This window comes from Acidimicrobiales bacterium, assembly GCA_041394265.1.
Taxonomy (GTDB): Bacteria; Actinomycetota; Acidimicrobiia; order Acidimicrobiales; family SZUA-35; genus JBBQUN01.
The window spans coordinates 874,024-899,830 of record JAWKIO010000005.1; the positions used below are offsets into that span (position 1 = coordinate 874,024).

Consider the following 25,807-nt stretch of genomic DNA (forward strand, 5'->3'; position numbering starts at 1 on the left):
CGACACAGCGTCAACGTCGCCAGATGACAGCAGTGTGAATCCCGCAGGTGAGGTTCGCGTCAGAAGTGGAAGATCTCGATGTGGTCGTCGAGCGTCGCCCGAGCGAAGACCGAGTCGTCGATCGACCAGTCCGACCAGTTGCTCAGGTTCATCTGTGCCGGGAACGTGCCGATCACCGAGCCGTCGGTGGCCGACACCACGACGTGGTTCTCCGCGCCATCGGCCGAGATGAACATCGTGCCGGCTCCACTCGCCCGCAGTGGGGCCGTGATGGCGGGAGCGGCGATGCTACCTGGCTCGAGCACATGGGTGCTTGCAGCGACATCCTGAATCCAGGTGGTGGCCCCGACCGCCTTGACCCACTGGTCGAAGGTCAACTCGGTCCTCGATCGGGGCTCGAAGGTGGCCGAGTCGAGGACCAGCAGCTCCTTCGCGTCGGGGTCGGGGTAGTGCACGATCACCAACTCGTCCGATCCCGGGCGTACCCAGAACTCGTCGGGGGTGACGAGGGTGCCGTCCGGCACGACCGCCATTTCGCCGCTGAGGGTGTCGACCCGACAGATCGTGTCACCCATCGTCCCGAGGTCGTCGGTCGAGAACACCGCACCGGTCGCCTTGTCGAGTTGCCCGTCGGCACATCCGGGATCAGCCGGCACGGGCGCCATCGGGGCGAAGGTCGTTGGTTCCCATGACTGCCAGGAGAAGCCGTCCTGCAAGAGCAGCGACGTGAGCCGGCCATCAGCGCTCCAGTACAGCGGCCCCATGCCGATGGCGTCGACCTCGACGGTCTGGGACTGCGTGCCGGTCGCGGCGTCATAGAACTGCAGGGACGTGGGCGATCCCCGATCGTCGAGCAAGGCAACGACCACCGTCACACCATCGGGCGAGAGGGCGATCCCGCCGATGTCGACGGCGTCGCCTTTGTCGACGGCGAATCGCTGCACCGGCTCGAGCAACGGCGCGTCCTCGAGGGAATCGCTGCCGGCATTCTCACCACTGCCGTCGGCCTGTTCGTCGACCGCCGACCCATCGCCACTCGTCGACGGGTCGGTCCCCTCCTCGATCGATACGCCGGCGGTGGCTCCTTCCTGATCCGCGCCTTCGCTACCACCGCACCCGGCGAGCAGTCCCGCCAGGACCAGAGCCAGCACGAATCTCAGCATCGACCAACCGCTCCCCATGCCCGCCACCATGCCCGTTTCGCCTGCTCGATGCCATACGTCATTCGACGTAGCACTAGTCTCCCGCCCGTCGTGCGATTGGACGAGCGAGATCTTCGAGCGGTGCTGGACGTCGCCACGCGCCTGATGGCCGACCCCCCGCCCCCGTTTGCCGATGTTCTGGAAGGGCTTCGGTCCTTGATCGCCTGCACCAGTGCGTCATTCAACGACATGACGATGGCCAGCGGCGACTACCGCCACCTGGTCGTCCCGCCCGACGACGAGGCACTCGCCACCGAACTCGCGCCTGCGTACGACCGGTTCGCCGATCAGCACCCGCTCGTTGCTCGGATGCTTGCCGATCCTGGCTGCGGAGCACTTCGTCTCTGCGACGTACCCGAGGGCGCGCACTTCACCGACACCGACCTCTACCAACGGTTCTACGCTGCGTTCGACGTGCGGTACCAGCTCGTGTTGAGCCTGCCCTCACCCCCCGATGTCGTCGTTGGGTATGCCCTCAATCGACGCGAGGACCAAGGCGAGTTCAGCGACCGCGACGTCGCCATCCTCGACACGCTCGTCCCGCACTTGGCGATGCACCACCGGGCGGTGCTGGTGCGAGAGCGATCGCTCGCAATGGAGCACGAGGCCGAACGCGACGGCTGGACCGTTGCCATCGTGAGGTCCGACGGCACGGTCGAGAGCACGTCACCCCGCCATCCCCCCGGCTTGCGGTCGGCCACCCCGCTGGTCGAGAGGCAACGAGTCCCCGCCGAGATCGCCGAGCTGCTTCCGGCCGATCGAACAGACCGACCACGAGCTTCGCACCACGAGCTGACGATCGGCGAGGAACGCTGGCATTGCGTGATCCGCTCCCTCCCCATCGGCCCGACCGTGTTGATGGCACGCCGGGTCGGCAGCAGCGCTGAGAAGATCGACCTCGGCAGCATTGGGCTCACACCGCGCCAGACCGATGTGGCTCGAGCACTCGCCGAGACGGGGGGCACGAACGCCCAGCTCGCGTCAACCCTCGGACTCTCCACGGGCACGGTCAAGAAGCACCTCGAGGCGGTGTTCCAGGCACTCGAAGTCGACAACCGAGCCGCAGCGGTCGCCATCCTGCGGACCATGCTCGACTGAACGAGCGCCGCTCAACGCAGACGACTCGGTCTCGCAGCGGTCCCTCGCAGCGACACGGTGACGACGACGACACACAGCGCCAGCGTGATGGCGGCATGGGTCAGACCGTCGCCAAGGGATCCGACGTCGGGACCGTCGACGGCGAACGTGCCCAGCTCCCTCGATGACCAGAACGGCAGCAGCCGCGAGTAGGTGTCGAACGGATTCACGATCGCCTGCAGGCCGGCGAAGAAGAAGAGCACGAGCGTTCCCTCGAGCTCGCGATCGAGCAGCGCGCCGACCGCCGTCCCGAGCCCGATGGCGACGAGGCAGGTCACGGCAAAGTCGAGTACGACCCCCGCCATGCTCCGTGGCTCGTCGATCGACACGATGAGGCTGAACACTGTGGTCAGCCCCGCCGCAGCGACGAGCAGTCCCAGCAGTCGCCCAAGGAGCAGGTGCGATCGACGAGCACCGGCGAGCCCGAGCCGGGGCTCGAGTTCTCGCGCCGACTGCGCGGCGAAGAAGGCGACCGTGCTGATCGACCAGCTGAGGCCGAAGGCCAGCGATCGGACCGCTCGGCCCACGGCGTCGTGCGATACCAGGTAGAACACCAGCGGCATCGCCACCAAGATGGCGACGGTCAGGCGCCGTCGAGCAATCGCCAAGAGCGTGGTCCGGGCTCGGAGGGTCACCAACGTGATCGTTGTCATCGGGTCGGCAATCCTTCGATCTCGACCACCGACGTGGCGGTGCGCAAGGCGTCGGGCGCGTGGGAGGCAATGAGGGTCGAGCCGCCCTCGGATTGCCAGGCCCAGAGCAACTCCCAGAATCGGTGAGTGCTCTCGGCGTCCATCCCTTGGTAGGGCTCATCGAGGAGCAGGATCGACGGCGTTCCCATCAGGGCGATGATCACGCTCAACTTCTGCTGCGTCCCGCCCGACAACTCCCCGGCCCTGGGTGCCGCCGCGGCGTCCCAGCCGAGTTCGTCGGCCAGGCGTTGGCCCTCTCGGATGGCGGCGGGTGCGGCCAGCCCGGCCGCCACACCCGTCAGCGCGAAGTGTTCGGACGGTCGCAAGTAGGGGTCGAGCCCGCCGGACTGCGGCACGTAGCCGATGGAGCCGTCGCAGTCGATGAAACCCGCGTCACGCGACTCGAGTCCGGCAATGATGCGCAGGAGGGTCGACTTGCCGGCACCATTCGGACCGGTGAGCACCACCAGTCCCCCACTCGGCACGTCGCAGCTGACGTCGCTCAGCACCGGTCGTCGTCGGTAGCGCTTCGACACGCCTGACACCGTGAGCACGTTCGGCGCATCAGCCGCCACCAAACGCTGGCTTTGCCCGCCGATCGCAGCGATGATCTCGGCCGCGTAGTCGACCGGCGAGCCGAAGTGCTCGAAGGCGCCGACGTCGGCGTCGGACAGGAACCCGTCGGTCTCGACCAGGATCTCGGCCCGCTCCAGTGCTCGCAGACCGGCGAGCTCGAGTTCGTGGGCGAACGCATCGAGCCACGAGTCGTTTCTCATGCTTGGGCGCCGATCGCCAGTACGGCTGCCACCGAGGTGGCGAATTCGCCCCACAGGGCCGCGTTGCCGGCCAGCTCTGCCCGCCCTGCGTCGCTGAGCCGGTAGTACTTGCGGCCGGGCCCACCCTCGCCAGCCCGCCACTCGGCCGACAGGAGCTGCTGCTTCTCCAGCCGCAAGAGCGCCGGGTAGAGCGTACCTCCGGGGATGCGGCCGAGTCCGGCCGCTTCGAGTCGCCCGGCCAGTTCATAGCCGTAGGCCTCACCTTCGGACAGCAGAGAGAGCAGGCACGGATCGAGGACACCCCGAAGCCAGCCGGCAGGAAGCATGGATTCCGACATAGATAGAAAGCCTATCTAGCTCGCGTGCCGCGCGTGGGTCACGACCCTCACGGCGACCAGTACCGTCGTCGTGTGCCCTGCCGTGTGCCCCGCTCGTCCCCCATCGCCCCCCTCGAACTGTGCGTCAAACTTCCCACCCATCCCGTTCTGTGCGTCAAAGTTCCCGCAGACGACGCGTTTGGCGCACAGAACGGGGATGGCGGTGGGTTTGACGCACAGAATGGGTGCGTGGGGCGATGGCGGCGAGGTGGACCAACGGCGGCGGCGGTGGCGGGACTCATGGCGCTGCTGGGGGCAGGGTGTGCTCGCACCGGGTATGCGGCAGAGCCCGACCCCGTCTTCGATGCGACATGGACGGTCGAGTCGATGGTGATCGATGGCGAGCCCGTCGACTTGGCGTCCGACGTGATCGTCGTCGACATCGACACCAGCCTCGCCTCGGTCGAGGCCGCAACCGGGTGCCGGACCCTGTTCGGTTCGTTCACCTTTCTCGACGACGGCCGAGCGGGCTTCACGTTGCCCGGCGGGACCAAGCCGGCATGCGACGACGACACCGAGCCGTGGCTCCTCGCCATCGACCGATCCTTCGCTTCCGCCATCGGAGCGGTCGAGACCTGGTCGACCAGCGGTGACGAGCTGACACTTTCGGGCCCCGACAGCGAGCTGGTGCTACTCCGAGCCGGCTGAATCCTGCGCTGCCTCGGGCGCAGCCGGTTCAGCGGTGGCGAGATCGGCGGGGTCAGGAGTGCGAGCCAGGAATTCGACGTTGATCCCTCCGTGGCCCAGCGAGGTCAGGGGCCGGAGCCGGTTGTCGGCCGTTCGGGCCAGCCGGGGGTCGGATGCGACGACCGCAAGTCCCCACTCCGGGCGGCGTTCTCGCACGACGGCCCCGAAGCGCTTGTAGAGCGCACCGAGATCACCGTCGCCGACTCGCTTGCCGTAGGGCGGATTGGAGGCGACCAGGCCGGGACCGGTCGCGCCGGTCAGGTGGGCGACGACCCGCTGCTCCACCTTCACGATGTCGCCAACCCCGGCCCGCTCGGCGTTCGCTCGGGTCGCCTCGACGGCGGCGGAATCTCGATCACTCGCCTCGATCACGAAGTCGACCTCTCGGGCCATCGACTTCGCCCCACCGTTCACGCTGGCCCACGAACCGGTGTCGAAGTCGGGCCAGGTCTGGAAGGCAAACCGCCGAGCACCGCCGGGCGGCAGGTTGCGGGCAATGAGCGCCGCCTCGATGGCAATCGTTCCCGATCCACAGAACGGGTCGGCGACCGGGACCGTGCCGTCGTAGCCGGCGGCGAGCAAGAGCGCTGCGGCCATGGTGGGGCGCAGCGGCGCAACGCCGATGTCGACTCGCCAGCCGCGCCGGTGCAGGGGGATACCGCTGGAGTCGACGCTCACGGTGGCGATGTCGTGGTCGAATCGCACGATGAACGGCTGCTCGGGTTCGCCGATCGAGGGCGGTCCGACGACCTGGTGCAGCCGCTGTGCGATGGCGTCGGTGTGGTAGAGCGCCGACTTGTGTGCGGTCACCCGGAACTGGGGCGCGTAGTCGTCGGCGATCCAGGTGGCCCAGTCGATCTCGGCCGCCCGCTCCTGCAGATGGGCGAAGTCGGTTGCTCGGAACTTGGCGATGCGGATCAGCACTCGCGCCGCGGTGCGTAGCCACACGTTGGCGGCGTAGAGCTGGCGAGGTGTCGCCCAGAACTCCACCACACCGTGGGCCCCGGGCTTCGGCTTGATGCCCAGAGCACGCAGTTCCTGCTCGCATACGGCTTCGAGACCGGGGGTGCAGATGGCGGCAGCTTCGAAACGCGACATGGGTTCCTTCTCGAACAACGTGGGTGATCAGCCTGCACCTCGCTGCCCGAATCTCCAACTCCCGCCGGCCGTGCGAGAATCGGTGCATGGGATTGCTCACGTGGATCATCGCCGGACTGATCGTCGGGGCGGTTGCCAGGCTCCTCGTCCGAGGTCCGCATGCATTGGGCTGCATCGGCACGGTCGGACTCGGCATCATCGGCTCGATCGTCGGCGGCACGGTGATCGACATCCTGGCCGGCCGCGGTTTCGATGTGGCGCCGAGCGGTTTCCTCGGCTCGGTGTTCGGCGCGGTCCTGCTCCTGGTACTGGCCCGCATGTTCGGCGGGAACGGGCGTCAACCCAGTCGGTACTGAGCTGCGCCCGATTCGGCGAGGGTCGCCTTCGCTTCACGTCGCAGTCATGGCCATCGAAAACGGTCAGGCTGATGTGTGGGCGTCCCAGCTCGCGAACATCGCGGCGTAGTGGCCGTTGTTGGCGACCAGATCGTCATGGGTGCCGAGCTCGATGAGCCGACCACCGTCGATCACGGCGATCCGGTCGGCCCGCATGGCCGTGGCCAAGCGGTGGGCGATGACGATGGCCGTCCGCCCCTCGAGCACCACGTCGAGCGCTCGCTCGATGATCGTCTCCGACGCCAGATCGAGATTCGAGGTCGCCTCGTCGAGAACGAGGACCCGGGGTCTGGCCATGAAGGCCCGTGCGAGTGCCAGCAGCTGACGCTCGCCGCTCGACAACGACGAGCCGCGTTCGTGGACGATCGTGTCGATGCCATCGGGCAGCCGAGCGAGCATGTCGGACAAACCGACCGCTGCGCAGGCTTCGAGGATCTCGGCCTCGGTGGCGCCAGGGCGAGCGAACGACACGTTGTCGCCGATCGTTCCGTTGAAGAGGAAGGGTTCCTGTGGCACCACACCGAGCTGAGACCGCAGCGAATGGATCGTGACCTCGCGCAGGTCGTGACCATCGAGTCGAACCGTGCCCGCCTGCGGGTCGTAGAAGCGAGTGACGAGCTTCGCAACCGTGGACTTGCCGGCGCCGGTCGGCCCCACCACGGCGATCGTCTCGCCCGGTTCGATCACGAGATCGAGGTCGAACAGCACCGGCTCGTCGGGCGAGTATCCGAACGTGACCCCCTCGAGTTCGAGCCGACCCTCGATGGGTGGCAGCACGTGGGCGCCGGGGGCCTCGACCACACTCGGTTGGGTGGCGAGGAGCCCCCGGATCTTCGTGACGGCCGCCTGCCCTTGCTGGTACGAGTTGTACAACTGGACCAGTTGCTGGATCGGGGCGAAGAAGGCGGTCAGATAGAGGAGGAAGGCGAACAGCTCGCCGACGGTCAACCGACCATCGAGCACCATGCGTCCACCGATCAGCAGCAGGAGCGCCTGACCGATGACCCCGATCGCCTCGTTCGCCGGGCCATAGATGGCACCGATCGTCGAGGCTCGCACGTTGGCGTCTCGGTGTTCGTTGACGACGTTGGCGTGATGGATGTTGTTGTGGCGGCGACGGTTGTTCGCCGTGATCACCCGCACCCCGGCCAGGCTCTCCGACAGATCAGCGAGCACGAGCGCGATCTTGTCGCGCACCAGGGCGTAGTTCCGCTCCGACGCCCGTTTGAACCACACGCTGAGGGCCAGCATGGACGGCACCACGATGACGAGCAGGATGGCCGCCAGCGTCGAGTTGAGGGTGAACATCACCACCGTGATGATGACGAGCGTGAGCCCCTGCACCGCCAGGTTCACCAATCCGTCCTGGAACAGCACGGTCAGCGCGTCGATATCGGACGTCATGCGGGTCATCAGGACGCCCGCCTTCTCCCGGGTGAAGAAGTCGAGCGACTGCCGCTGGAGGTGTGAGAACACCCGCACCCGCAGGTCGTACATCAGGCCCTCGCCCACGCGGTTGGCGAAGCGGATCCGTACCGCTCCCGCCACCAGGTTCACGACGATCGACGCCGCGTAGGCGAGCCCGATCCACCACAGGGCCGTCGTGTCTCGAGGCACGATGGCGCGGTCGATGCCGCGCTGCGTGAGGAGTGGCCCGGCCTGCAGCGACAGGGTCTCGATGATCACGAGAAGCCCGACAAAGACCAGCTTGTTGCGGTTCGGCGCCAGGAACGATCGGAGCGTGAACGGCTGCGTCTCCGCGCCCGCCTGGACGAAGGTGACGTTGGCCTTCGGGTGCTCGGGTTCGGTGTCGAGGATCGCCTTGGCTCGCTCCGCCAATTCGCTCGGCACGCCGGCGAACGGCAGGCCGTTGCGGGCGGCGGTCTGCGACGCCGACGGACCGGAGAACGGCGAGCCGGCGGGAGGTCCGAAACTCATCGTTCGCCTCCGTCGGTCGTGGTTGCGTCATCGAGCGGGTCGGCGTCGACCTCGTCATCGAGATGGGCGAGCACTGCTGAGTAGCGAGGCTCGGACTCCATGAGGTCTCGATGGCGACCCGATGCAACGACGCGCCCCTCATCGAGCAGCAGCACCCGGTCGGCGAGGGCGATGGTCGAGAGCCGGTGGGCGATGACGATGGTGGTCCGCTCGGCGAGGCGCTGTTCGAGCGCAGCGTGGATCCGCTCCTCGACGAGCACGTCGATGGCGCTCGTCGCATCATCGAGCACGAGGATCTTCGGGTTCACCAGGAGCGAACGGGCGATGGCGATGCGCTGGCGTTGGCCGCCGGACAGGGTGTAGCCCCGTTCGCCGACGACGGTGTCGTAGCCCTCGGGCAAGGCCGTGATGAAGTCGTGCGCCTGGGCGGCCTTGGCGGCGGCGATCACGTCGTCTCGGCTCGCGCCCGGACGGCCGTAGGCGATGTTGTCGGCCAAGCTCACCGAGAACAGGAAGGGGTCGTCGGCAACGAGACCGATGTTCGCCCGCAGGCTGACTTGGGTCAGGTCTCGAACGTCGTGGCCATCGACCCTCACTGCACCGCTCGACTCGTCGATGTCGTAGTAGCGGCTGAGCAATCGGGCCACGGTCGACTTGCCCGAGCCGGTGCGGCCGACGAGCGCCACGGTCTCCCCCGGCTCGATGCGGAAGCTGCAGTGTCGCAGCACGGGGTCGGCGGACTCGTAGCCGAAGGTGACGTCGTCGAACTCGATCTCACCCCGGACGTTGCGCAGGTGCGCCGCATCGGGCCGGTCGTGGACATCGGGCACCTCGTCGAGGATCTCGAAGATGCGCTCGGCTGATGCTTTCGCTCGCTGTCCGAGCATGAGGAACATGCCGAGCATGCGGAACGGCGCCTGCAGCATGGTGACGTAGGCGGTGAACGCGAACAATGTGCCCTCGGTGACCTCGCCCTGGATCACCAGCCAACCGCCGTAGACGAGCACCAGGCCCATGCCGACACGGGGCAGGTTCTCGATGAGGGGATTGTGGCTCGCCTGTGCGTCGGCGGTCTTGATGTTGGCCCAGCGCACCCTTGTGGCTGCATCGGCCAGCTGGTTGATCTGGCGCTCTTCGGCCCCGAACGATCGCACCACGCGCACGCCGTTGATGTTCTCGTCGACCGTCGTCGCCACCTCGGCCAGCCGGGACTGCACGATCCACGACAGCGGGAACACCTGGTTCCTGAGTAGGACGCCCATCCAATACACGCCCGGCAGCGGTGCGATGGCGACCAGCGTCAGTGGCACGTTGACCGACAGCATGAACCCGATCGCCAACGTGAACGTCAGTGTCGTCATCGAGATGAGCGGCGCGAAGGTCAGGAACATCTGGACCGAGCGGATGTCGGAGTTGGCTCGCGAGATCACCTGGCCGGACTGGGTGCGATCGTAGAAGCCGAACGACAGCTTGGTGAGATGGTCGTAGAGCAGGATGCGAAGGTCGGTGTCGATCTGGAACGCACCTCGGTACAACAGGAAGCGATACGTGAGCGTGAGCGCCGACCGGACGAGGCCGATCACGAGCACGGCGATCACGAACCGGTTCAGCCCGACCGATCGTTGGGTCAGCGCTTGGTCGATCGCCGAGCGCAGCACCGCCGGCAGTGCCACCTGCAGCAGCATCGCCGTGGCCGCCAGGGCGATGGTGCCGAAGTAGGTCAGGCGGTTGTCGAGGACGACCGGCAGCATGCGCCGGATCCACCCCAGGGATCGGTCGGGGTGCACGTTCGCCGTGGGAGCCGGGCGGGTGCGCTCGATCGCCACCGGCTCGAACTCGGTGCCATCCCAGCCTTCGTCGGCGGCACGTTCGAGTTCGACAACATCGGCAAGCAGATCCATCAACGGTCGACACTACGCCCGACCGACGCTTCGGGGAGAAATGCCGCCGATGGTTCGGTTCTGAAGCACCCGTGACACACTGGGGCCATGACCGAAACGACCGACATCGAATTCTGGATCGACCCCATATGACCCTGGTGCTGGGTGACGGCCCGTTGGGTCGTCGACGAAGTGGCACCCGCCCGTGGTTTGAACATCACGTGGCAACCCATCAGCCTGCTGTTCAAGAACGAGCCCGCTGAAGATTCCGACTACTACGCACCCGTCCTCACGACCCACAAGATGCTGCGGGTCTTCGAGGCGGTGCGCGCTGCGAACGGCGACGCCCCACTCGGCGAGCTTTACTACGAGTACGGGCGGCGCATCCATCACGACAAGGATCGTGACTTCGACATCGCCGATGCACTCACGGCGGTCGGACTCGACCCCGAGCTCGCGTCGGCCGCCGACGACGAGGCGTGGGACGCCGAGATCCGCACCCGGATGGATGCCGGTCTCGAACTGACCGGCCAAGACGTCGGCACGCCGATCATCGCCTTCAACGACCGCAAGGGCGTGAAGCAGGCGTACTTCGGCCCGGTCATCTCGGCCGTGCCGCCCACCGAGGACTCCCTCGCCATGTGGGATGCGCTCGTCGCCATGATGAACGTGGAGGGCTTCTGGGAGCTCAAGCGGTCCCGCACCGTCGGCCCCCAATTCGGTGAACGCCCCTGACTCCACCGGCGCGCCCTCGGCCGACGAACACCATCTGTCGGCTGTCGAGCCCATCAAAAGCGAACTGTCGGCGCTTAGGCCCAGAAGTGGGCTCCAGCGCCGACAGTTGCGCGCGGGTGGGCTCGAGCGCCGACGGTTCGATCACCCGAGGGGAAGCTCGATGGTCACGGTCTCCCCGTCGGGAGCGATGGCCGTCAGCTTCGTTTCGCGAGTCACGCCCTCGATGACCGCCAGGACGAGCCCGTGCCCGATGGCAACGGTGTCGACGAGGGTGCCGTCGACTTCGAGGTGATCGTGCCCTTCGACGATCGCGATCGCACCCGGCTTCTTGCCGGCCGCGGGATTGGTCCACGTACGGGTGGTGGCCATTGCCGGTCGTTCCGCGAGCAGGGCGACGTCGGACGGCGAGACGCAATGGGTCATGAGCGGCTCCACCACGAGCGCGCAGACGCTGCCGTCACCTGCGACGTACGGATACACCTCGTGGTCGCCAGCGGTCACTCGATCGGCGACGGCCTGTGGATCGGATGCCCAGGCGGCGTCCGACAGCACCGCAATCGCTGCCGACACTCGCCATCGTAGGTCCGGTCCACGCTCGAGGAGGACGAGCGACGTTCGGGTTTCCTCCGACGCCCACGACGACGGCAGCACGACCTCGTCGGTCCACACGTCGTACCAGTGAGCGGGAGCACCCCACCGCTCCTGCGTCACCACTACGGCGCGATCGTCGGCCAATCGGTGCCAGAGGTCGACCGACTCGACCGAGTACTCCGCCTCGGTCGCCGAGTAGTACTGGCCGCGACTCACCATGACTTCCAGGAATCGGAGCTGAGCCGACTGGGTCGACGCCGTCCTCAGCAGCTCGACATCACCCGAACCGAAGGCGTCGGCGATGACCGTCGCGAGCCGTTCCATGATGAGCACGAAATCCTCGTCCCCATCGGCGACCGGCTCGTTGGTCACGCCACTGGTCGGACGTTGGTGGAGCGCCTCGATGTTCCGCCGAGCTTGAGAGTCGTCGGGGCTGAACTCGACGGTGCATGCCGTCGCGGCCAGCGCCAGTGCAGTGATCGCCGGCCACCACCGCAAGCGTGGGAAACGTGTCGTTCTGGTCATGCAGATGACCGTATGACGAGGCCCGGGAGCAGCCCATGGAGACCGCTCCCCCACCGATCTCGACGGCGCGACACCAAGCGCGCCCGAACTGTCGGCTGTCGAGCCCATCAAAAGCGAACTGTCGGCGCCAGAGCCCAGAAGTGGGCTCCAGCGCCGACAGTTGCGCGTGGGTGGGCTCGAGCGCCGAGAGTTCAGCCGCCCGAGGGCGACCGCGGCGCTTGGTGACCGAGGTGGATCAGGCGGGTCCGGCGACGAGGCCGCCGATGCTCTCGGCCCGTCGATCCATCGCCTGGTCCTTCGGCGACGGGTGACGAGCCACCTCGGCCCGGCCAACGACCATCCAATGGACCTCGTCCGGGCCGTCGGCCAGTCGCAGGGTGCGCTGCGAGTGGTAGATCTGCGGCAGCGGGGTCCACTGCGACACACCGGTGGCACCGTGCATCTGGATGGCCTGGTCGACGATCTCGCACACGCGGATCGGAACCATCGCCTTGACCGCCGACACCCAGACCCGGGCCTCGGCGTTGCCGAGCAGGTCCATGGCCTTGGCGGCCCGCAGCACCATGAGACGCATGGCCTCGATCTCGATGCGAGCCTTGCCGATCATCTCGAGGTTGCCACCGAGCTGGACGAGCGGCTTGCCGAACGCCTTGCGGGTGAGGCCACGGTTGACCATGAGGTCGAGCGCACGCTCGGCGGCACCGATGGAACGCATGCAGTGGTGGATACGGCCCGGGCCCAGGCGGAGCTGCGAGATCTCGAAGCCACGACCCTCGCCGAGGAGCATGTTCTCCTTGGGAACGCGGACGTCTTCGAGCTTGAGGTGCATGTGACCGTGGGGGGCGTCCATGTTGCCGAACACGTGCATTGGACCGACGACCGTCAGACCCGGGGTGTCCATCGGGACGAGGATCTGCGACTGCTGCAGGTGCGGGGCGGCGTCGGGGTTGGTCTTGACCATGCAGATCATGATCTTGCAGCGGGGATCGCCAGCCCCGGAGATGTAGTACTTCTCGCCGTTGATGACCCACTCGTCGCCGTCGAGGACGGCAGTGGTGGAGACGTTCTTGGCGTCGGACGAGGCGACCTCGGGCTCGGTCATGCCGAAGCAGGAGCGGATCTCACCGGCGAGCAGCGGCTCGAGCCACTGCTTCTTCTGCTCGGGAGTGCCGACCCGCTCGATGACCTCCATGTTGCCGGTGTCGGGAGCGGCGCAGTTGAGGCACTCCGAGGCGAGCGAGTTCTTGCCGAGCTCCTGGGCGATGTAGGCGTAGTCGAGGTTGGAGAGGCCTTCGCCGGTCTCGGCGTTGGGAAGGAAGAAGTTCCACAGCCCTTGAGCCTTGGCCTTCGCCTTGGCCCCCTCGAGCAGTTCGAGCGCACGCGGGTGGTAGGTCCAGGGATCCTCTTGCGACGCCTGGAGTTCATGGAACTCCTGGGTCCACGGATCGACCTCTTCTGCGATGAACTTCTTCACGGCGTCGAGCAGCGGTTGCGCTTCTTTCGACATGGCGAGCTGGTACATCTCGCCACCGAAGTCGTCCATGTTCAGTGGGTTTGCCGGCATAGGTTCCTCTTCTGTCTGGTGTGTCGAATCGATCGAACTCCCCGATCATGCCACCGGGATCGGGGAACCGCGAAATGCTCCCGTCACATGGTCAATCGACCGGGCGGGCGGTGACCACCCGATTGCCCAGGTAGTGGTGGGTCTCGGGGTCGAAGACGCCACCGCAGGTCACGAGGTGGAGCACCGGATCGCCCGTGCGACGGAACAGCTCGTCGGCCGGGAGCGCCGTCTTGGCGTAGAGCACGTCGTCGACCACCTCGAACACCTGGGTCGATCCGTCGTCGTAGTCGATGTACACCCGGTCACCGAGGAGGACGTCGTCCAGGTGATAGAAGATGCCGGCAACGTGGCCCAGGTCGACGTGCGCCGCCAGGACCGCGGCGCCCTCCTCGCCCGGGATGGGGCCGTGTTCATACCAACCGACCTGTCGTGGATCCGGCACCTCGAGCGATCCCTCGTCATCGACCCCGGCGGTGACGACCGGGGCGTCGATGTCGATCGCCGGCACGCGGACTCGAACCGGCAGCGCGAGCACCGCCGGCGTCGTGGTCGTCGGCGATGCCGAACGCAGCGCCAAGGCTGGGACCGACGGTGCTCGAGGACCGCTGACGGCGGCGAGTGCACTCGGCCCCCGGTCCTGCGCAGCCACGTCGGAGGTGGCACCATCGTCGCCGCCACGGACCTCGTACACCAGCCCCTCGTCGGGGACGTCGAGGCCGGCCGCGACCAGCCCACCGAGCGCGAGCATCGAGCAGATCGCCGCAACGATGGAGCTGCGCATCAGCGGTGCGTCGTCATCGTGACGCCCACGTTTGCATCACAGGCGGCGCACTCGCCGCTGTTGGATGACGACACCACCGGCGCCGAGCGAGAGCATCACCACGAGCGCCGGCACCAGGCCGTCAGGCCGATCCTCGCCGAGGAGTCCACCGGTTCCGCTGGGAATCCCCGAGGGTGCCGAGGACAACCCGGCGACCTCGCGTACCGACAGGGCGGCACCGGTGCCGTCGTCGCCCGGTCGCACGAACAGCGATGCGAGGCGACCATCGGCGACCTCGATGGTCTGGTCGAAGAGCACGTTGCCGGATGCATCGACGGCGCTCACGGTGTGGGTACCGGCGGGGAGGTCGAGCGTGGCGCCGTCGGCGGGTGCCGCTGCCACCTCGACGGGTTCGCCGTCGACCAACACGGTGGCGACATCGGGGCTGAATTGCCGAATGGCAACCCGACCCTCACCCGCCGGAGTGTTCGCCAGATCGTTGGCGAATGCCGACACTGTCGGCGTGTCACCGTCGAGGTAGGCGACGAGGGTTCCCGGAGCAGCGTCGGCCAGTGACGTTTCGAGCAGCGGGGTGTCGGTTCGGTCGGCCGCCGATGCCGGCGGCGAGTCGACCGCCGCGAACAGCGACAGGGTGCCAAGCCCTTGAGCGGCGTCGAGCGGGCCGGCCACCATGCCCGGTTGGAAGCCGGCGGCGGCGAGCTCGCCGTCAAGGTAGGCGTCGGCTGCGACACCGGGGATCGCGTGGAGGATCTCGTAGCTGGTCGCGGCCGCTGCGGCATCGAGCACCGCTGCCGGCGCCACCGTGGACGCGGTCGGCGCCTCGGTCGTGGTCGCGTCGTCGGTCGTGGTGGGAGCAGCCGTGGTCGACGGGGCCTCGGTGGTGGTCGGTGCTGCGGTGGTCGGGGCAGCAGTGGTCGTCGACGCCTCGGTCGTGCTGGGAGCCTCGGTCGTGCTCGGTGCAGCGGTGGTCGACGGGGCCTCGGTGGTCGTGGGTGCTGCGGTCGTCGGAGCAGCAGTGGTGGTCGACGCCTCGGTGGTCGTCGAGCCCTCGGCGGCACCGCCGCCGGCGGTGCCTTCGCCCGCTGTGCCCTCGTTCGCAGTGCCCTCGCCCGCTGCGTCGCCGTCGTCGTCCGTTGCGGTGGAGGCAACCGTGGTGGTGACGCGTCCGCCCAGGGCGACGGATGAGTTGTTCGTGTCGTTGTTCGCCGCCCACAGCCCGAGCCCGGCGATGCCGACGAGGGCCGCCCCCGCAGCCACGGCGCCTCGTTTGCTGCGGCGGGGCCGATCGGCAAGTGGGTCGGAAGCAGCGGTCGTACCGGCGGCAGCGGCAGGTCCCGACGCGGCTGCCGCACCGGTTCCGGCGGCGGCGTCAGCATCGGTGCCCGATCCACCCGAGGAGCCGACGGTTCGAGCGGCTGCAAGTCCACCGGCCGCCAGCGCCCCGGCTCCGGCAGCAGCGGCGGTTGCCGCACCACGGCCTCGAGCCGCCACCGGTGTGCCGCCTCGGCGAGCCAGCGCATTGCCCAGCGAGCGCCCAGCAGTCGAGCCGCCGAGTGCGGCTAGACCGTAGGTCGGCATCGATGGCCCACCGGCGGCGCGGATGGCGTCGGCGAATGCCTGCGCCGAGGCGGGCCGCTGCGACGGATCGTCCGACGTGGCCGACTGCACCAGCTCACGCAGCGCCAGTGGTGCGGCGGCTCGGTCGGCTTCGAGCCCGCGATCGAGGATCTTGGCGAGGCTGTAGACATCCGAACGAACGGTGGGTGCGCCACCGGCGAGGACCTCGGGAGCGACGATGTCGGGATCGCTGGGAAGCGTTGCGCCTCGGGTCAGGCCCATGCCCGACACCGCCACCTCGCGGTCGGCGACATGCACCGACTCCTCGTTCAGCGCTCCATGCTCGAGTCCGAGCAGATGACCCTCGTGAGTAGCACGCGCAGCGCCCTCGACGATGCCTGCTTGTTCACGCCACTTCGTGCGCTTGCCATCAGCTTCGGCAGCTGCAAGCGATGCTCCTGGTGCCGGCAGTTCGAAGGCACGGAACTGATCGTCGACCCGTTCCACGCCCATCACGGGCACGAGCCCCTTCGCTGCCGGTGTCTGCAAGAGGCGTCGACGGTGGTCGGATCCCCAGGCGGTGACCGGAGCGGTCGTGACCTCGACCTCGCTCGATTCGACCCGATCCCTGGATCGGCCGAAACCGAACCAGTCCGCGTCGTCGCGTCTCGATGCCTCAACCATGTGCTTGACTCCCGCTCGCCATTGCCACTTCCGCCCGACCGATCCTAGTCAGCAACGCCAACATCCGAGCGCGTCCCGGCCAGACTGGTGGCGATGCCACCTGCCCGTTCCGCCCCGATCGAGGAACTCGTTGCCGCCTCGGGTCGGCAGCGGTTCGTCGTGATGCGGGCGGTCGTCGGCGCCGGCGACGCCGAACTGCACCCCGATGAGCTACGCCTCACGACGGCGATGTCGCAACGACGGCTCGCCACCTTCACCGCGGGGCGCGCAGCGGCCGCTGCGGCACTCGGCGCCCTCGGCGAACCACCGAGCCCGGTCACGATCGGCACGGGCGGGGCGCCCCAGTGGCCAACCGGCATCGTTGGCTCGATCAGCCACACCGACACGACCGCCTACGCGATCGTCGGCCTCGCCGAACCCTCGGAAACGGGCACCCACGTCGCTGTCGGCATCGACGTCGAGCAGCGGGGACGGATCGAACCCGAAATGATTCCATCGATCATGACCGGCGCCGAGCAACGCCTCTGGGCCTCGCTGTCCGACACCGATGCCGACCGGTTCGCCACGCTCGTCTTCAGCGCCAAGGAGGCGCTCTACAAGGCCCAGTTCGCACTCACCCGATCGTGGCTGGGATTCGAGCACGTCACACTGGCCAATCTCGAGCCACCCTCGAGCCTCGGAACGGCCACCCATCCGATTCGGGCCGATCTCGTCGAGACGCCGTCGTCGCCGCTGGCCGAACTTGCGATCGAGCGGCCGATCTGCGTCCGCTCACTCGTCTCGGTCAACGAGGTGATCAGTGTCGTGGTGCTCCGGCGTCCGGTGTCGTCTGATCCAACCAGCCAAGCACGACCTCGCTGAACTGCTCGGGCACCTCGAGCTGCGGGACGTGGCCGACCCCTTCGAGCATGACCAGCGGCCAGTCCGGACGCCGCTTGGCCAACCAGCGAGCCGACGACGGCCGCACGATGAGGTCGCTCGTTCCCTGGATGATCAACCCCGGGGCACCCACCCGCTGCACGCTGCGTTCGAAGCGTTGTGGCGACACCAGGATGCGTGCGATCGACCGGGACGCATCGGCGAAGGCCCGGGTCATCCACGCCATGGTGCGGCGCTCGGCGGCGAACTCGATCAACAGCTCCCGATCCTCCGAACGAAGCCGCTTCGGATCGGCCATGAGGAGCTTCATCAGATCGTCGACCGACCGTTGCGGTGACTTTCCCTTCGCCAGTCGCTCGAACAGCCGAGGTCCGATCCCCGGAAGCAACGGAAGCCCGAGCCGCATCGCCGTCGCCGGGGTGATCCTTGGTTCCGTCGTCGGCAGGGCCGCATCGACCAGCACGAATCGGTCGACGACGTCAGGGTGGCGAGACGCCACCAACAGCGAGATCAGTCCGCCCATCGAGTTCCCGACCAGGATGGCTGGGCCCTGGTCGAAGTGCTCGATGAGGTCGGCGATCATCGCCACCTGGTGATTGACCGCGCTGGACCGACCGTCGAGGCGGGTCGAGCCGAAGCCGATCAGATCGGGCACGATCACTCGGCCAAGGGGAAGGAAGTCGTCGACGACGCTCACCCAATTCGAGCGGGATCCGCCGAGGCCGTGCACCAGCACGATCAGCGGGCCGCTGCCTCCGAAGTCCCAGAGGTGGACGTCGCCATCCAGGTCGATGGTGGTGTGCGCGGCGACCAGTCGGTCTCGAAGGTCGGACCGGTCGCTCACCGCATCACGCGTTCTCGGCCAGGATGGCGTCTCGCAGCTCCCGCTTCAGGAACTTGCCGTTGGCGTTCTGCGGCAGCGCCTCGGTGCGGAACCAGATGTGGCCAGGAATCTTGTGCTTGGCCAGGATGGGAGCGAGGAACTCGCGGAGTTCGTCGGCGGTGAGGGTGTGTCCCTCACGCAGGACGATCGCGCACGCGACGTCTTCGCCGAGCCGGTCATCGGGGATACCGAACACGGCCGCCTCGGCCACCGCCGGATGCTGGTAGATCGCCGTCTCGACCTCGGACGAGTACACGTTCTCCCCGCCTCGCAGCACCATGTCCTTCGCCCGATCGACGATGTAGACGAAGCCCTCGTCGTCGATGCGGGCGACGTCGCCAGTGTTGAACCAGCCGTCGACGATGGCCTCGGCCGTGGCTTCCGGTCGGTTGATGTAGCCCTTGATCACCACGGGGCCACGCACGCACAGCTGACCGACGGTGTCGGGCCCGGACGGCAACTCGTTGCCCAGTTCGTCGACGAGCTTGGCCTCGAGCGTGGGGACGAGCGGCCCGCACGACTCCGGCTTGGCCAGGTAGGTCCGAGACGAGTTGGCGGTGACGATGCCGTGGGTTTCGGTGAGCCCGTAGCCGGTCGACGGGCTGGCCTTCTCGTTCTTCAGCGACTGGTCGATCTTGGCCACCAGGTCGGCGTGCAGCGGCGCGCCGCCACCGCCCATACCCACGAGGGTCGAGGTGTCACGAGTGTTCCAGTCGGGATGCATCAGCATCTCCCGACTCATGGTGGGCACACCCGAGAAGTTCGTGACGCCCTCTCGCTCGATCAGTTCGAGGGCCCGACCGGCGTCCCACTTGTAGGTGAGCACCAACTTGGCGCCAACCATGGTGGCCGGGTGCATCAGACAGTTGCAGGCGGTGACGTGGAACAGCGGGGTCGGCGCCATGAAGACCAACTGGGGCTGCTCGGCAACCTGCTCGGCCTGGTAGGCGTCGACCGTGCCGTCCTCCATGGCAACGGCGAGCCCCAACCAACGGGGCATGTACGCGATGTGCATGATGTTGTGCACCGACCCGCGGTGGGTGAGCTGGGCGCCCTTCGGGAATCCGGTGGTGCCGGAGGTGTAGAAGATGGTGGCGTCGTCATCGGGGTCGATCTCGGCGTCGGGAAGGGCAGCCGGAGCGTTGGCTGCGTCGACCACGTCGTCCCAGCGAACGGCGCCATCGGGGAGGTCGCCCTCGGCCCGTACGGCGATCACGGCCAACGGGCTCTTGGCTCGCACGGTGTCGAGATGTGCAACGACTCGTTCGAGCCGTTCGCCGTCGACGATCAAGACCTTCGGTGCCGAGTCGGTGAGGCCGTATTCCATCTCGGGACCGGTCCACCAAGCGTTCATCCCAACCACCGCGGCACCGACGCTCACGATCGCCCAGTAGCTCACCACCCACTCGGGGTAGTTCCGCATCGAGAGCGCGACTCGATCGCCGGAGGCGACGCCGTACTCGTTGCGGAGCAGGTGAGCGAGCGCTCGCACCTGGGCGTCGATCTCGGCATAGGTGTAGCGCTCGTCTTCGTAGACGATGTAGGTCTTGTCGCCGTGGAAGGCCGCCAGGGCCCACAGGTCGCGCATCGTGGCCGGGGCCTTCGAGAAGACCCTCATGGGAATCCCCCGCACCTCGGTTTCGGTGACGGAGAAGAGAGAGTCCTCGGCCTGGAGGACGTCGCGAGCAGCGTTCAGATGTTCGATCACGGGGGAGATAGTGGACCAACCGGGCCGGGCGAGCAAAGCGCAGCGGTGGAATCGGCCCAGGTGAGCGCCTCACCGATCGCAGCGGTCAGACGAGCGACGCTCGCTGGGGATGCCTCGGTCATCGGACGCCGCAACGTGGGCGACTCGATGGTGCCCTCAGCGGCCAGCCACCCCTTCCACACCGCCGGATTCGGCTCGGCGAACCCTGCGGTGACAACCGGCAGAAGTGCCTGCGCCAACGCTCGCACGCCCGGCGAACCGACGGTCTCGTTTCCGCCCGGAGCCTGTGCCACCAACTGCGCAAAGAGCCGGGTGCAGGCGTGCGCTGCGGCGGCGATCGCGCCCTGCGCCCCGAGCGCCATCATCGGAGCGATGAACGCATCGTCGCCCGCCAGAACGGCGAACTCCGCTCCGGACCCGGCAAGTACCTCGAGGGTGACCACGTCGACGGCGCCGACGGCTTGCTTGAGACCGGCGATGTTCGGGTGTCGGGCCGCCTCGAGCAGCGCAGCAGCGCCCAACCCCCGTCCTGTACGGTAGGGCACGTTGTAGAGCACCACCGGCACGGGACTCGCGTCGGCGACCAAGCCGAAGTGTTCGACGACCGCTTCCTCGGATGGCCGGGTGTAGTACGGCACGACGACCAGAGCGGCCGCCACCTCGCCCACCGACATCAACTGGGTGAGCTCGTGCACCGTTGTCTGCGTGCTGTTCGTGCCGACGCCCACCATCAGGGGGCGGCCGGCGTTTCGACATGCGGCGTCGCAGATCGAGACCACCTCGCGTCGCTCCTCGAGGGTCAGCGTGGCGGCTTCGCCAGTGGTGCCGAGCGCCACGATGCCGTCCGCGCCGTCGGCCAACAGCCCTTCCGCCAACCGTTGGAGCGACACGTGGTCGAGTGCGCCGTCGCTGCTGAAGGGGGTGACGATCGGGATCCACAGTCCCGTCAGATCGGTTCTCGAGTTGGTGGTCATCGCTCGATCGTCGTCGACACGACTCGTAATGAACAGTTCCGAGTTCTTCGGATCGAGATAACGTTTGCTTTCGATGATGGATCTGGGACACCTCCGTTCCTTCGCCGAGGTCGCCGAACGAGGCACGATCGCCGCGGCCGCCACCGCTCGTGACTTCACTGCTCCCGCGGTCTCGCAACACCTCGCCAAGCTGGAGCGTGAGATCGGCACCCATTTGTTCGATCGGGCCGGGCGCCGGCTCCGCCTCACCGACGCCGGGAAGGCGCTGCTACCGATCGCACTCGAGCTGCTCGATCTCGAAGCCCGCGGCCGCCAGGTCGCCCGTTCGCCCCAGCAGCGACCTCGCATCGTCGTCGCCGGGCTGGCCTCGGCCATCGATGCGCTCGTCGTCCCTCGGCTCGAGCGACTCCGTCCGCATCTGCGGCTCGAGATCGTGGAGAGCGAGGATGCCGATGCCCTACGCGACCTCCGACTCGGCACCGTCGATCTGGTGTTGGTTCAGGAGTACCGCGGGGTGCGCAGCCTGCCGGGTGGAACCGACCGAGATCCGGCGCTCACCTACACGCCACTCGTGACCGACCGCCTCCGGCTCGTCCTTCCTCCAGACCGCTCACCCACCACGACGGTCGCCGACCTGGGTGACGCCGACTGGCTGATCAATGGCCAGGGCACTCGCTGCGCCGCTGCGACGACACAGATCCTCGAAACGGCCGGCCTCCGTCCGACGGTCGCCGCCGTCGTTGCCGACAACACGACGCTGCTTGCGCTCGTGTCGGCGGGCCATGGCGTGACCATCGTCCCTGAGCTGCTGCTCGGACGGGCACCAGCGCTCACGGTCGCCGATGAGGAACTCGCCATCGAGCGAACGATGTTCGCCGTTCATCGGGGTACTACCACCGAACCACTTGCTCGCCTGCTCGGCGAGTTCGCAGCGACCCGCCCCTGAAGCGGCAACCCGCTCGACGAGCAGTGTCGATCAGACCGAGGAGACCCGGGCACCTCCGCGATTGATGACCGACGTGGCGACGATGCGATTGCGGCCGTCTTCCTTTGCTCGATACAGGGCTTCGTCGGCGGCGACCGTCAGCGTCGGGAGCGGTTCATCGATACCGGTGGCGACACCGATCGACACCGTGACGAGATTCGGCAGGCTTGCGACGGCCAACCGGATGCCCTCACAGACGTCGACCGCCGCATGCTGCGGGGCGTTGCGCAACAGCACCAGGAACTCCTCGCCGCCGTAGCGATACACCGAATCGCTGGACCGGACGGCGGCAGCAATGGTCGTGCTGACGTTGCGGAGCGCCACATCGCCCTCGCTGTGACCGAACGTGTCGTTGAAACGCTTGAACTCGTCGACGTCCACCATGGCGACGCTCACCGGCTGGCGAGCAGCGGTGCGCTCGGCATCGAGTCGAGCCAGGTCCTGATCCAACCGCCGGCGGTTGGCGAGCCCGGTCAGCGGGTCGACGAAGCTGAGGGCTTCCATCCGCTCGGCGCGGCGGCGGAACCAACTCATGGCGACGATGGGAAGCAGCAGTGCGACCACCACGCCGACCAGTGCAATCAGCGGGATGGAGACGCCTTGCCCGATCGAGCTGCCGCCGGCGTCGCCATTCCCATCGGCGGCGATGGTCTCGAGCTGATCGGCGGCGGTAGCGAACACGATCGGCAGGGACTGGTCGGCGTTGGCGGCGTCGAGGTCGATCATGGCGTCGCCCGACAGCGCCAGGCGAGCGAGCGGCGGCACATCGATCTGGTGTTGATAGAGCCGTCGTAGGACGCCGGGTCCCTGGCTGACCAGCACGTCGATGTCGGCAGCTGCCGCTCCGCCTGCGGCTACTGCCTTGGTCGCACCTTCGAGCTCGGTGAGGAGATCGATCGCATCGACGAGGGCCGACCTCGCCTCTTCGTCATCGACCATCTGTGCCGATGCCATCGGCGGACCGAGCAGCGTCACGACGGCGAACGCAACGATCGCCACCACCATTCGATGTCCTGACACAGCCTCTCGAGGTCCTGACACAGTGCGCACGGACACCAGTGTCGGCTCGAATCGCCTGGCCATCAGTCTGTGCGAGGAATTGGCCGCACGCCCGAATTGACCATCGGTCAGCCTGCACTACGTTGCTCGTCGTGACCGCTCACCCACCGAACGACGCCCGCCTCGTGCTGCCGGCCGAGGCTGCGCAAGCAGCCGACGTGCTGGCTCGCGCCTTCCACGACGACCCGGTCCTCAACTGGCTTTTCGCCGGGGCCGACGATGTCGTCGCCGCGATCGACTCGTTCTTCCCGATCGCCATCGCCAGCGGCCTCACCCGGGGCCACCTCTACCGATCACCGGGCTGGGAGGCGGTGGCCTACTGGTCGCCGCCGGGTGCCCACGGCATGTTCAACCCGGAACACGCACCGTCGGTCGGCGAGTTGGTGGTCGGCGCCATCGGACCCGAGCGGGCGGCAGCCACCGGCCAGCTCAGCGAGATCCTGGCCGAACATCACCTCACCGAGGCCCACTTCTACCTCCCCTTCATCGGTGTTGCTCCCGAGTGGCAGGGCCGTGGCTACGGCAAGGTCGTGATGCAGCCCGTGCTCGATCTCTGCGACCACCATCGCCTCCCGGCCTACCTGGAATCGTCGAATCCCCGCAACATCCCGTTCTACGAACGCTTGGGGTTCCGGGTCACCGCCGAGTTCGCCGCCGACGGTGGACCACCCATGGCCGGTATGCGCCGCGACCCTGCCAACTGAGGAGACACCATGGAACTTGGGATCTGTGTGGCATCGAAGATCGACGACATCGACTACATCGTCGAGGCCGAACGGCTTGGGTTCACCCATGCCTGGCTCGCCGACTCCCAGATGATCTGGAGCGACGTCTACGCCACCCTCGCCGTCGCCGCCACCCGGACCAAGACCATCCGTCTCGGCACCGGCGTCGCCGTTGCGGCAACTCGGCCGGCACCGGTCACGGCGGCGTCGATCGCAACGATCAACGAGCTGGCGCCAGGACGAACATTCCTCGGCATCGGCACGGGGAACACGGCGATGCGCATCATGGGCCACCCACCGATGCGGATCAACGAGTTCGACCGCTACCTCGGCGAACTCGCGCCACTGCTGCGAGGCGAGGAAGCCGAGGTCACCTGGCGGGGCACCACGGCGCCGGTGCGTCACATCATGCGAGACGACGGCTTCGTCCAGTTCGAACCGCGCATCCCGATGTACGTCTCGGGCTTCGGCCCTCGATCACTCGCTTTGGCCGGCGCCCACGGCGACGGCGCCGTCCTGTCGATCCCGCCTCAGCCCGAGTTCGTCGAGCGGGTGTGGTCGAGCATCGAGCGAGGCGCCGCCGCCGTCGGTCGCACGGTCGCTCGCGACACGTTCCCGTTGACGACCCTCACCACCATCGTCGTCCTCGACGAGGGCGAGACCATCGACTCGCCGCGAGTGTTCGAACACTGTGGCGCGTTCGCCGTGTCGGGCCTGCACTATGCGTACGAGCAGTGGCGCAACTTCGGTCGCCGTCCTACGTCGCCTGCCATGCTCGAGGTGTGGGACGACTATGTCGCCGTGGTCGAGCAGACACCGCAGTCCCACCGCCACCAGCGGATTCATGCCGGGCACAACTGCTGGGTCCTTCCCGACGAAGCCCCCTTCGTGACGACCGAACTCATGGCGGCGTCGTGCATGATCGGTACCGCCGATCAACTGGTCGAGCGTCTCGGCGAGCTCGACGCCGCCGGCCTCGGTCAGGTGATGATGCTGCCCCCGCTGGCGCCCCGGTACGAGACCATCCATCGAGTTGGCGAGCAGGTCATTCCTCGTCTGTGACCCGATCGGCGTCGCTCGACTCGGCGCCAGGCGAACGGTCGCCGACCACGTGCACCACCCGCTGGGGGAAGGGAATCACAATGCCGGCATCGGCGAGCGTCTGCTCGATGCACAGCACCACCTCATGGCGGACTCGCCACATCGAGGCAATGGTCGGCTCGTGCCAGTAGCGAACGGCGAAGTCGATCGAAGACTCGCCGAATCCCGTGCTGTACACCTGCGGGGCCGGTGAGGCGTAGACGCCCGGCACCCCGGCCACGGCATCGCTGAGCAAGCGTGTGGTCTCCGCAAGACTCGAACCGTAGGCGACTCCCACCTCGACGGTGGTCCTGCGGGCCTTGCGGGCGGTCAGGTTGATGATCGGGTGCTTGATCACGGCCGCCGACGGAATGCGAACGATCTCGCCGTCGGGCGTGTGGATCACCACCGCCCGCGAGTCGATGCGCACGATGGCGCCCTCATGGTCGACGCTTTGCACTTCGTCGCCGGGACGGAACGGTCGCCGTAGCTGGAGAAGGACCCCTGCGACGAAGTTCTCGAGCAGGTCCTGCAGCGCGAACGCCAACGCGATCCCCACGATGCCGAGCGCACCGAGTGCCGGACCGATGGCGATGCCGAGGGCCTCGAGTGCATAGATCAAGCCGAAGACCAGCAGCAGGTAGCTGGCGACGCGGCCGATCAGCTCGGAGATGAAGTCGTCGGCCTGCCCGCGTTTCAGCGCCCGCGCCAGCAGCGAGCGCACGACCCTCGCCACCACGAACGTCACGATGATGATCGTTCCTGCGGTCGCGAACTCGGTCCAACCGATCTTGTCGAGATCGACTTGGCGCGACAGCTCGTCGACGTCGACATCGGCCTGCATCCTCCACAACATGGTGGACCTGTCTAGCGGACCCAGACCACGAGCCGGGCA

Annotated in this window: 24 protein-coding genes; 8 read left to right on the forward strand and 16 right to left on the reverse strand. The window is 67.5% G+C overall.

The genetic code is table 11. The annotated features are described in order from the left end of the window. Positions 1-59: 59 nt before the first annotated feature. The gene (locus tag R2733_04230) at positions 60-1,181 is read right to left on the reverse strand and encodes a hypothetical protein (protein MEZ5375696.1); all 1,122 of its coding nucleotides are present in this window, start codon (positions 1,179-1,181) and stop codon (positions 60-62) included. A 72-nt stretch (positions 1,182-1,253) separates the two neighbouring features. Here R2733_04230 and R2733_04235 point away from each other — a divergent pair, with 72 nt between their 5' ends. Further along, the gene (locus tag R2733_04235) at positions 1,254-2,300 is read left to right on the forward strand and encodes a helix-turn-helix transcriptional regulator (GenBank protein MEZ5375697.1); all 1,047 of its coding nucleotides are present in this window, start codon (positions 1,254-1,256) and stop codon (positions 2,298-2,300) included. Positions 2,301-2,311: 11 nt separating this feature from the next. Here the strand turns inward: R2733_04235 and R2733_04240 are convergent, their stop codons facing one another. Genes R2733_04240 through R2733_04250 form a run of 3 tightly spaced genes read right to left on the reverse strand, consistent with a single transcriptional unit; the run spans position 2,312 to position 4,145 of the window. Further along, complete coding sequence (locus R2733_04240; GenBank protein MEZ5375698.1) at positions 2,312-2,992, reverse strand: hypothetical protein; 681 nt, start codon at positions 2,990-2,992, stop codon at positions 2,312-2,314. Further along, positions 2,989-3,807, reverse strand: a complete 819-nt coding sequence (locus tag R2733_04245) for an ATP-binding cassette domain-containing protein (GenBank protein MEZ5375699.1) — start codon at positions 3,805-3,807, stop codon at positions 2,989-2,991. The genes R2733_04240 and R2733_04245 overlap by 4 nt, the downstream gene beginning before the upstream one ends. Continuing rightward, positions 3,804-4,145 carry a PadR family transcriptional regulator gene (locus R2733_04250; GenBank protein MEZ5375700.1) on the reverse strand — a complete coding sequence of 114 codons (342 nt, stop codon included), beginning with the start codon at positions 4,143-4,145 and terminating at the stop codon, positions 3,804-3,806. The genes R2733_04245 and R2733_04250 overlap by 4 nt, the downstream gene beginning before the upstream one ends. Positions 4,146-4,373: 228 nt before the next feature. Here R2733_04250 and R2733_04255 point away from each other — a divergent pair, with 228 nt between their 5' ends. Next, entirely contained in the window at positions 4,374-4,832 is a 459-nt protein-coding gene (locus R2733_04255) for an META domain-containing protein (GenBank protein ID MEZ5375701.1), read from the forward strand. On the opposite strand, the gene R2733_04260 is transcribed toward R2733_04255, so the two are convergent. Next, the gene (locus tag R2733_04260; protein ID MEZ5375702.1) at positions 4,815-5,969 is read right to left on the reverse strand and encodes a hypothetical protein; all 1,155 of its coding nucleotides are present in this window, start codon (positions 5,967-5,969) and stop codon (positions 4,815-4,817) included. The two genes, R2733_04255 and R2733_04260, sit on opposite strands and share 18 nt — an antisense overlap. A gap of 86 nt (positions 5,970-6,055) precedes the next feature. Between R2733_04260 and R2733_04265 the strand changes: the two genes are divergently transcribed. After that, positions 6,056-6,325 (forward strand): GlsB/YeaQ/YmgE family stress response membrane protein, encoded by a 270-nt coding sequence (locus R2733_04265; GenBank protein ID MEZ5375703.1) that lies wholly within the window; start codon positions 6,056-6,058, stop codon positions 6,323-6,325. A gap of 63 nt (positions 6,326-6,388) precedes the next feature. On the opposite strand, the gene R2733_04270 is transcribed toward R2733_04265, so the two are convergent. Next, on the reverse strand, positions 6,389-8,302 hold the full coding sequence (locus R2733_04270) for an ABC transporter ATP-binding protein (GenBank protein ID MEZ5375704.1): 1,914 nt from the start codon (positions 8,300-8,302) through the stop codon (positions 6,389-6,391). Further along, positions 8,299-10,203, reverse strand: coding sequence for an ABC transporter ATP-binding protein (locus tag R2733_04275; GenBank protein ID MEZ5375705.1), 1,905 nt, complete (start codon positions 10,201-10,203; stop codon positions 8,299-8,301). Before R2733_04275 ends, R2733_04270 begins: the two co-directional genes overlap by 4 nt. Positions 10,204-10,347: 144 nt before the next feature. Here R2733_04275 and R2733_04280 point away from each other — a divergent pair, with 144 nt between their 5' ends. Further along, positions 10,348-10,917 carry a hypothetical protein gene (locus tag R2733_04280; protein ID MEZ5375706.1) on the forward strand — a complete coding sequence of 190 codons (570 nt, stop codon included), beginning with the start codon at positions 10,348-10,350 and terminating at the stop codon, positions 10,915-10,917. A 141-nt stretch (positions 10,918-11,058) separates the two neighbouring features. Here the strand turns inward: R2733_04280 and R2733_04285 are convergent, their stop codons facing one another. From R2733_04285 to R2733_04300, 4 genes are all read right to left on the reverse strand, one after another. Next, positions 11,059-12,033 (reverse strand): hypothetical protein, encoded by a 975-nt coding sequence (locus R2733_04285; GenBank protein MEZ5375707.1) that lies wholly within the window; start codon positions 12,031-12,033, stop codon positions 11,059-11,061. Between the two features lie 235 nt (positions 12,034-12,268). Beyond that, positions 12,269-13,576 (reverse strand): acyl-CoA dehydrogenase family protein, encoded by a 1,308-nt coding sequence (locus R2733_04290; protein MEZ5375708.1) that lies wholly within the window; start codon positions 13,574-13,576, stop codon positions 12,269-12,271. A 112-nt stretch (positions 13,577-13,688) separates the two neighbouring features. Then, positions 13,689-14,378: a class F sortase gene (locus R2733_04295; GenBank protein ID MEZ5375709.1), complete on the reverse strand. Its 690-nt coding sequence runs from the start codon at positions 14,376-14,378 to the stop codon at positions 13,689-13,691. A gap of 36 nt (positions 14,379-14,414) precedes the next feature. Beyond that, complete coding sequence (locus tag R2733_04300; GenBank protein MEZ5375710.1) at positions 14,415-16,619, reverse strand: DUF4397 domain-containing protein; 2,205 nt, start codon at positions 16,617-16,619, stop codon at positions 14,415-14,417. A 93-nt stretch (positions 16,620-16,712) separates the two neighbouring features. On the opposite strand from R2733_04300, the gene R2733_04305 reads away from it, so the two are divergent. Beyond that, positions 16,713-17,480, forward strand: coding sequence for a 4'-phosphopantetheinyl transferase superfamily protein (locus tag R2733_04305; GenBank protein MEZ5375711.1), 768 nt, complete (start codon positions 16,713-16,715; stop codon positions 17,478-17,480). Here the strand turns inward: R2733_04305 and R2733_04310 are convergent. Genes R2733_04310 through dapA form a run of 3 tightly spaced genes read right to left on the reverse strand, consistent with a single transcriptional unit; the run spans position 17,416 to position 21,063 of the window. Beyond that, positions 17,416-18,342, reverse strand: coding sequence for an alpha/beta hydrolase (locus R2733_04310; protein MEZ5375712.1), 927 nt, complete (start codon positions 18,340-18,342; stop codon positions 17,416-17,418). The two genes, R2733_04305 and R2733_04310, sit on opposite strands and share 65 nt — an antisense overlap. A 4-nt stretch (positions 18,343-18,346) precedes the next feature. Beyond that, positions 18,347-20,089, reverse strand: a complete 1,743-nt coding sequence (locus R2733_04315) for an AMP-binding protein (GenBank protein ID MEZ5375713.1) — start codon at positions 20,087-20,089, stop codon at positions 18,347-18,349. Then, the gene (gene dapA, locus R2733_04320; protein MEZ5375714.1) at positions 20,086-21,063 is read right to left on the reverse strand and encodes a 4-hydroxy-tetrahydrodipicolinate synthase; all 978 of its coding nucleotides are present in this window, start codon (positions 21,061-21,063) and stop codon (positions 20,086-20,088) included. Before dapA ends, R2733_04315 begins: the two co-directional genes overlap by 4 nt. A 73-nt stretch (positions 21,064-21,136) precedes the next feature. On the opposite strand from dapA, the gene R2733_04325 reads away from it, so the two are divergent. Further along, complete coding sequence (locus R2733_04325; protein MEZ5375715.1) at positions 21,137-22,009, forward strand: LysR family transcriptional regulator; 873 nt, start codon at positions 21,137-21,139, stop codon at positions 22,007-22,009. Between the two features lie 30 nt (positions 22,010-22,039). On the opposite strand, the gene R2733_04330 is transcribed toward R2733_04325, so the two are convergent. Next, positions 22,040-23,053 (reverse strand): GGDEF domain-containing protein, encoded by a 1,014-nt coding sequence (locus tag R2733_04330; protein MEZ5375716.1) that lies wholly within the window; start codon positions 23,051-23,053, stop codon positions 22,040-22,042. A 146-nt stretch (positions 23,054-23,199) separates the two neighbouring features. Between R2733_04330 and R2733_04335 the strand changes: the two genes are divergently transcribed. Together R2733_04335 and R2733_04340 are read left to right on the forward strand one after the other, a co-directional pair. Further along, positions 23,200-23,811 (forward strand): GNAT family N-acetyltransferase, encoded by a 612-nt coding sequence (locus R2733_04335; protein MEZ5375717.1) that lies wholly within the window; start codon positions 23,200-23,202, stop codon positions 23,809-23,811. A gap of 9 nt (positions 23,812-23,820) precedes the next feature. Next, complete coding sequence (locus R2733_04340) at positions 23,821-24,894, forward strand: LLM class flavin-dependent oxidoreductase (protein ID MEZ5375718.1); 1,074 nt, start codon at positions 23,821-23,823, stop codon at positions 24,892-24,894. On the opposite strand, the gene R2733_04345 is transcribed toward R2733_04340, so the two are convergent. Continuing rightward, on the reverse strand, positions 24,878-25,768 hold the full coding sequence (locus R2733_04345; GenBank protein ID MEZ5375719.1) for a mechanosensitive ion channel family protein: 891 nt from the start codon (positions 25,766-25,768) through the stop codon (positions 24,878-24,880). The genes R2733_04340 and R2733_04345 overlap by 17 nt on opposite strands. Positions 25,769-25,807 lie beyond the last annotated feature (39 nt).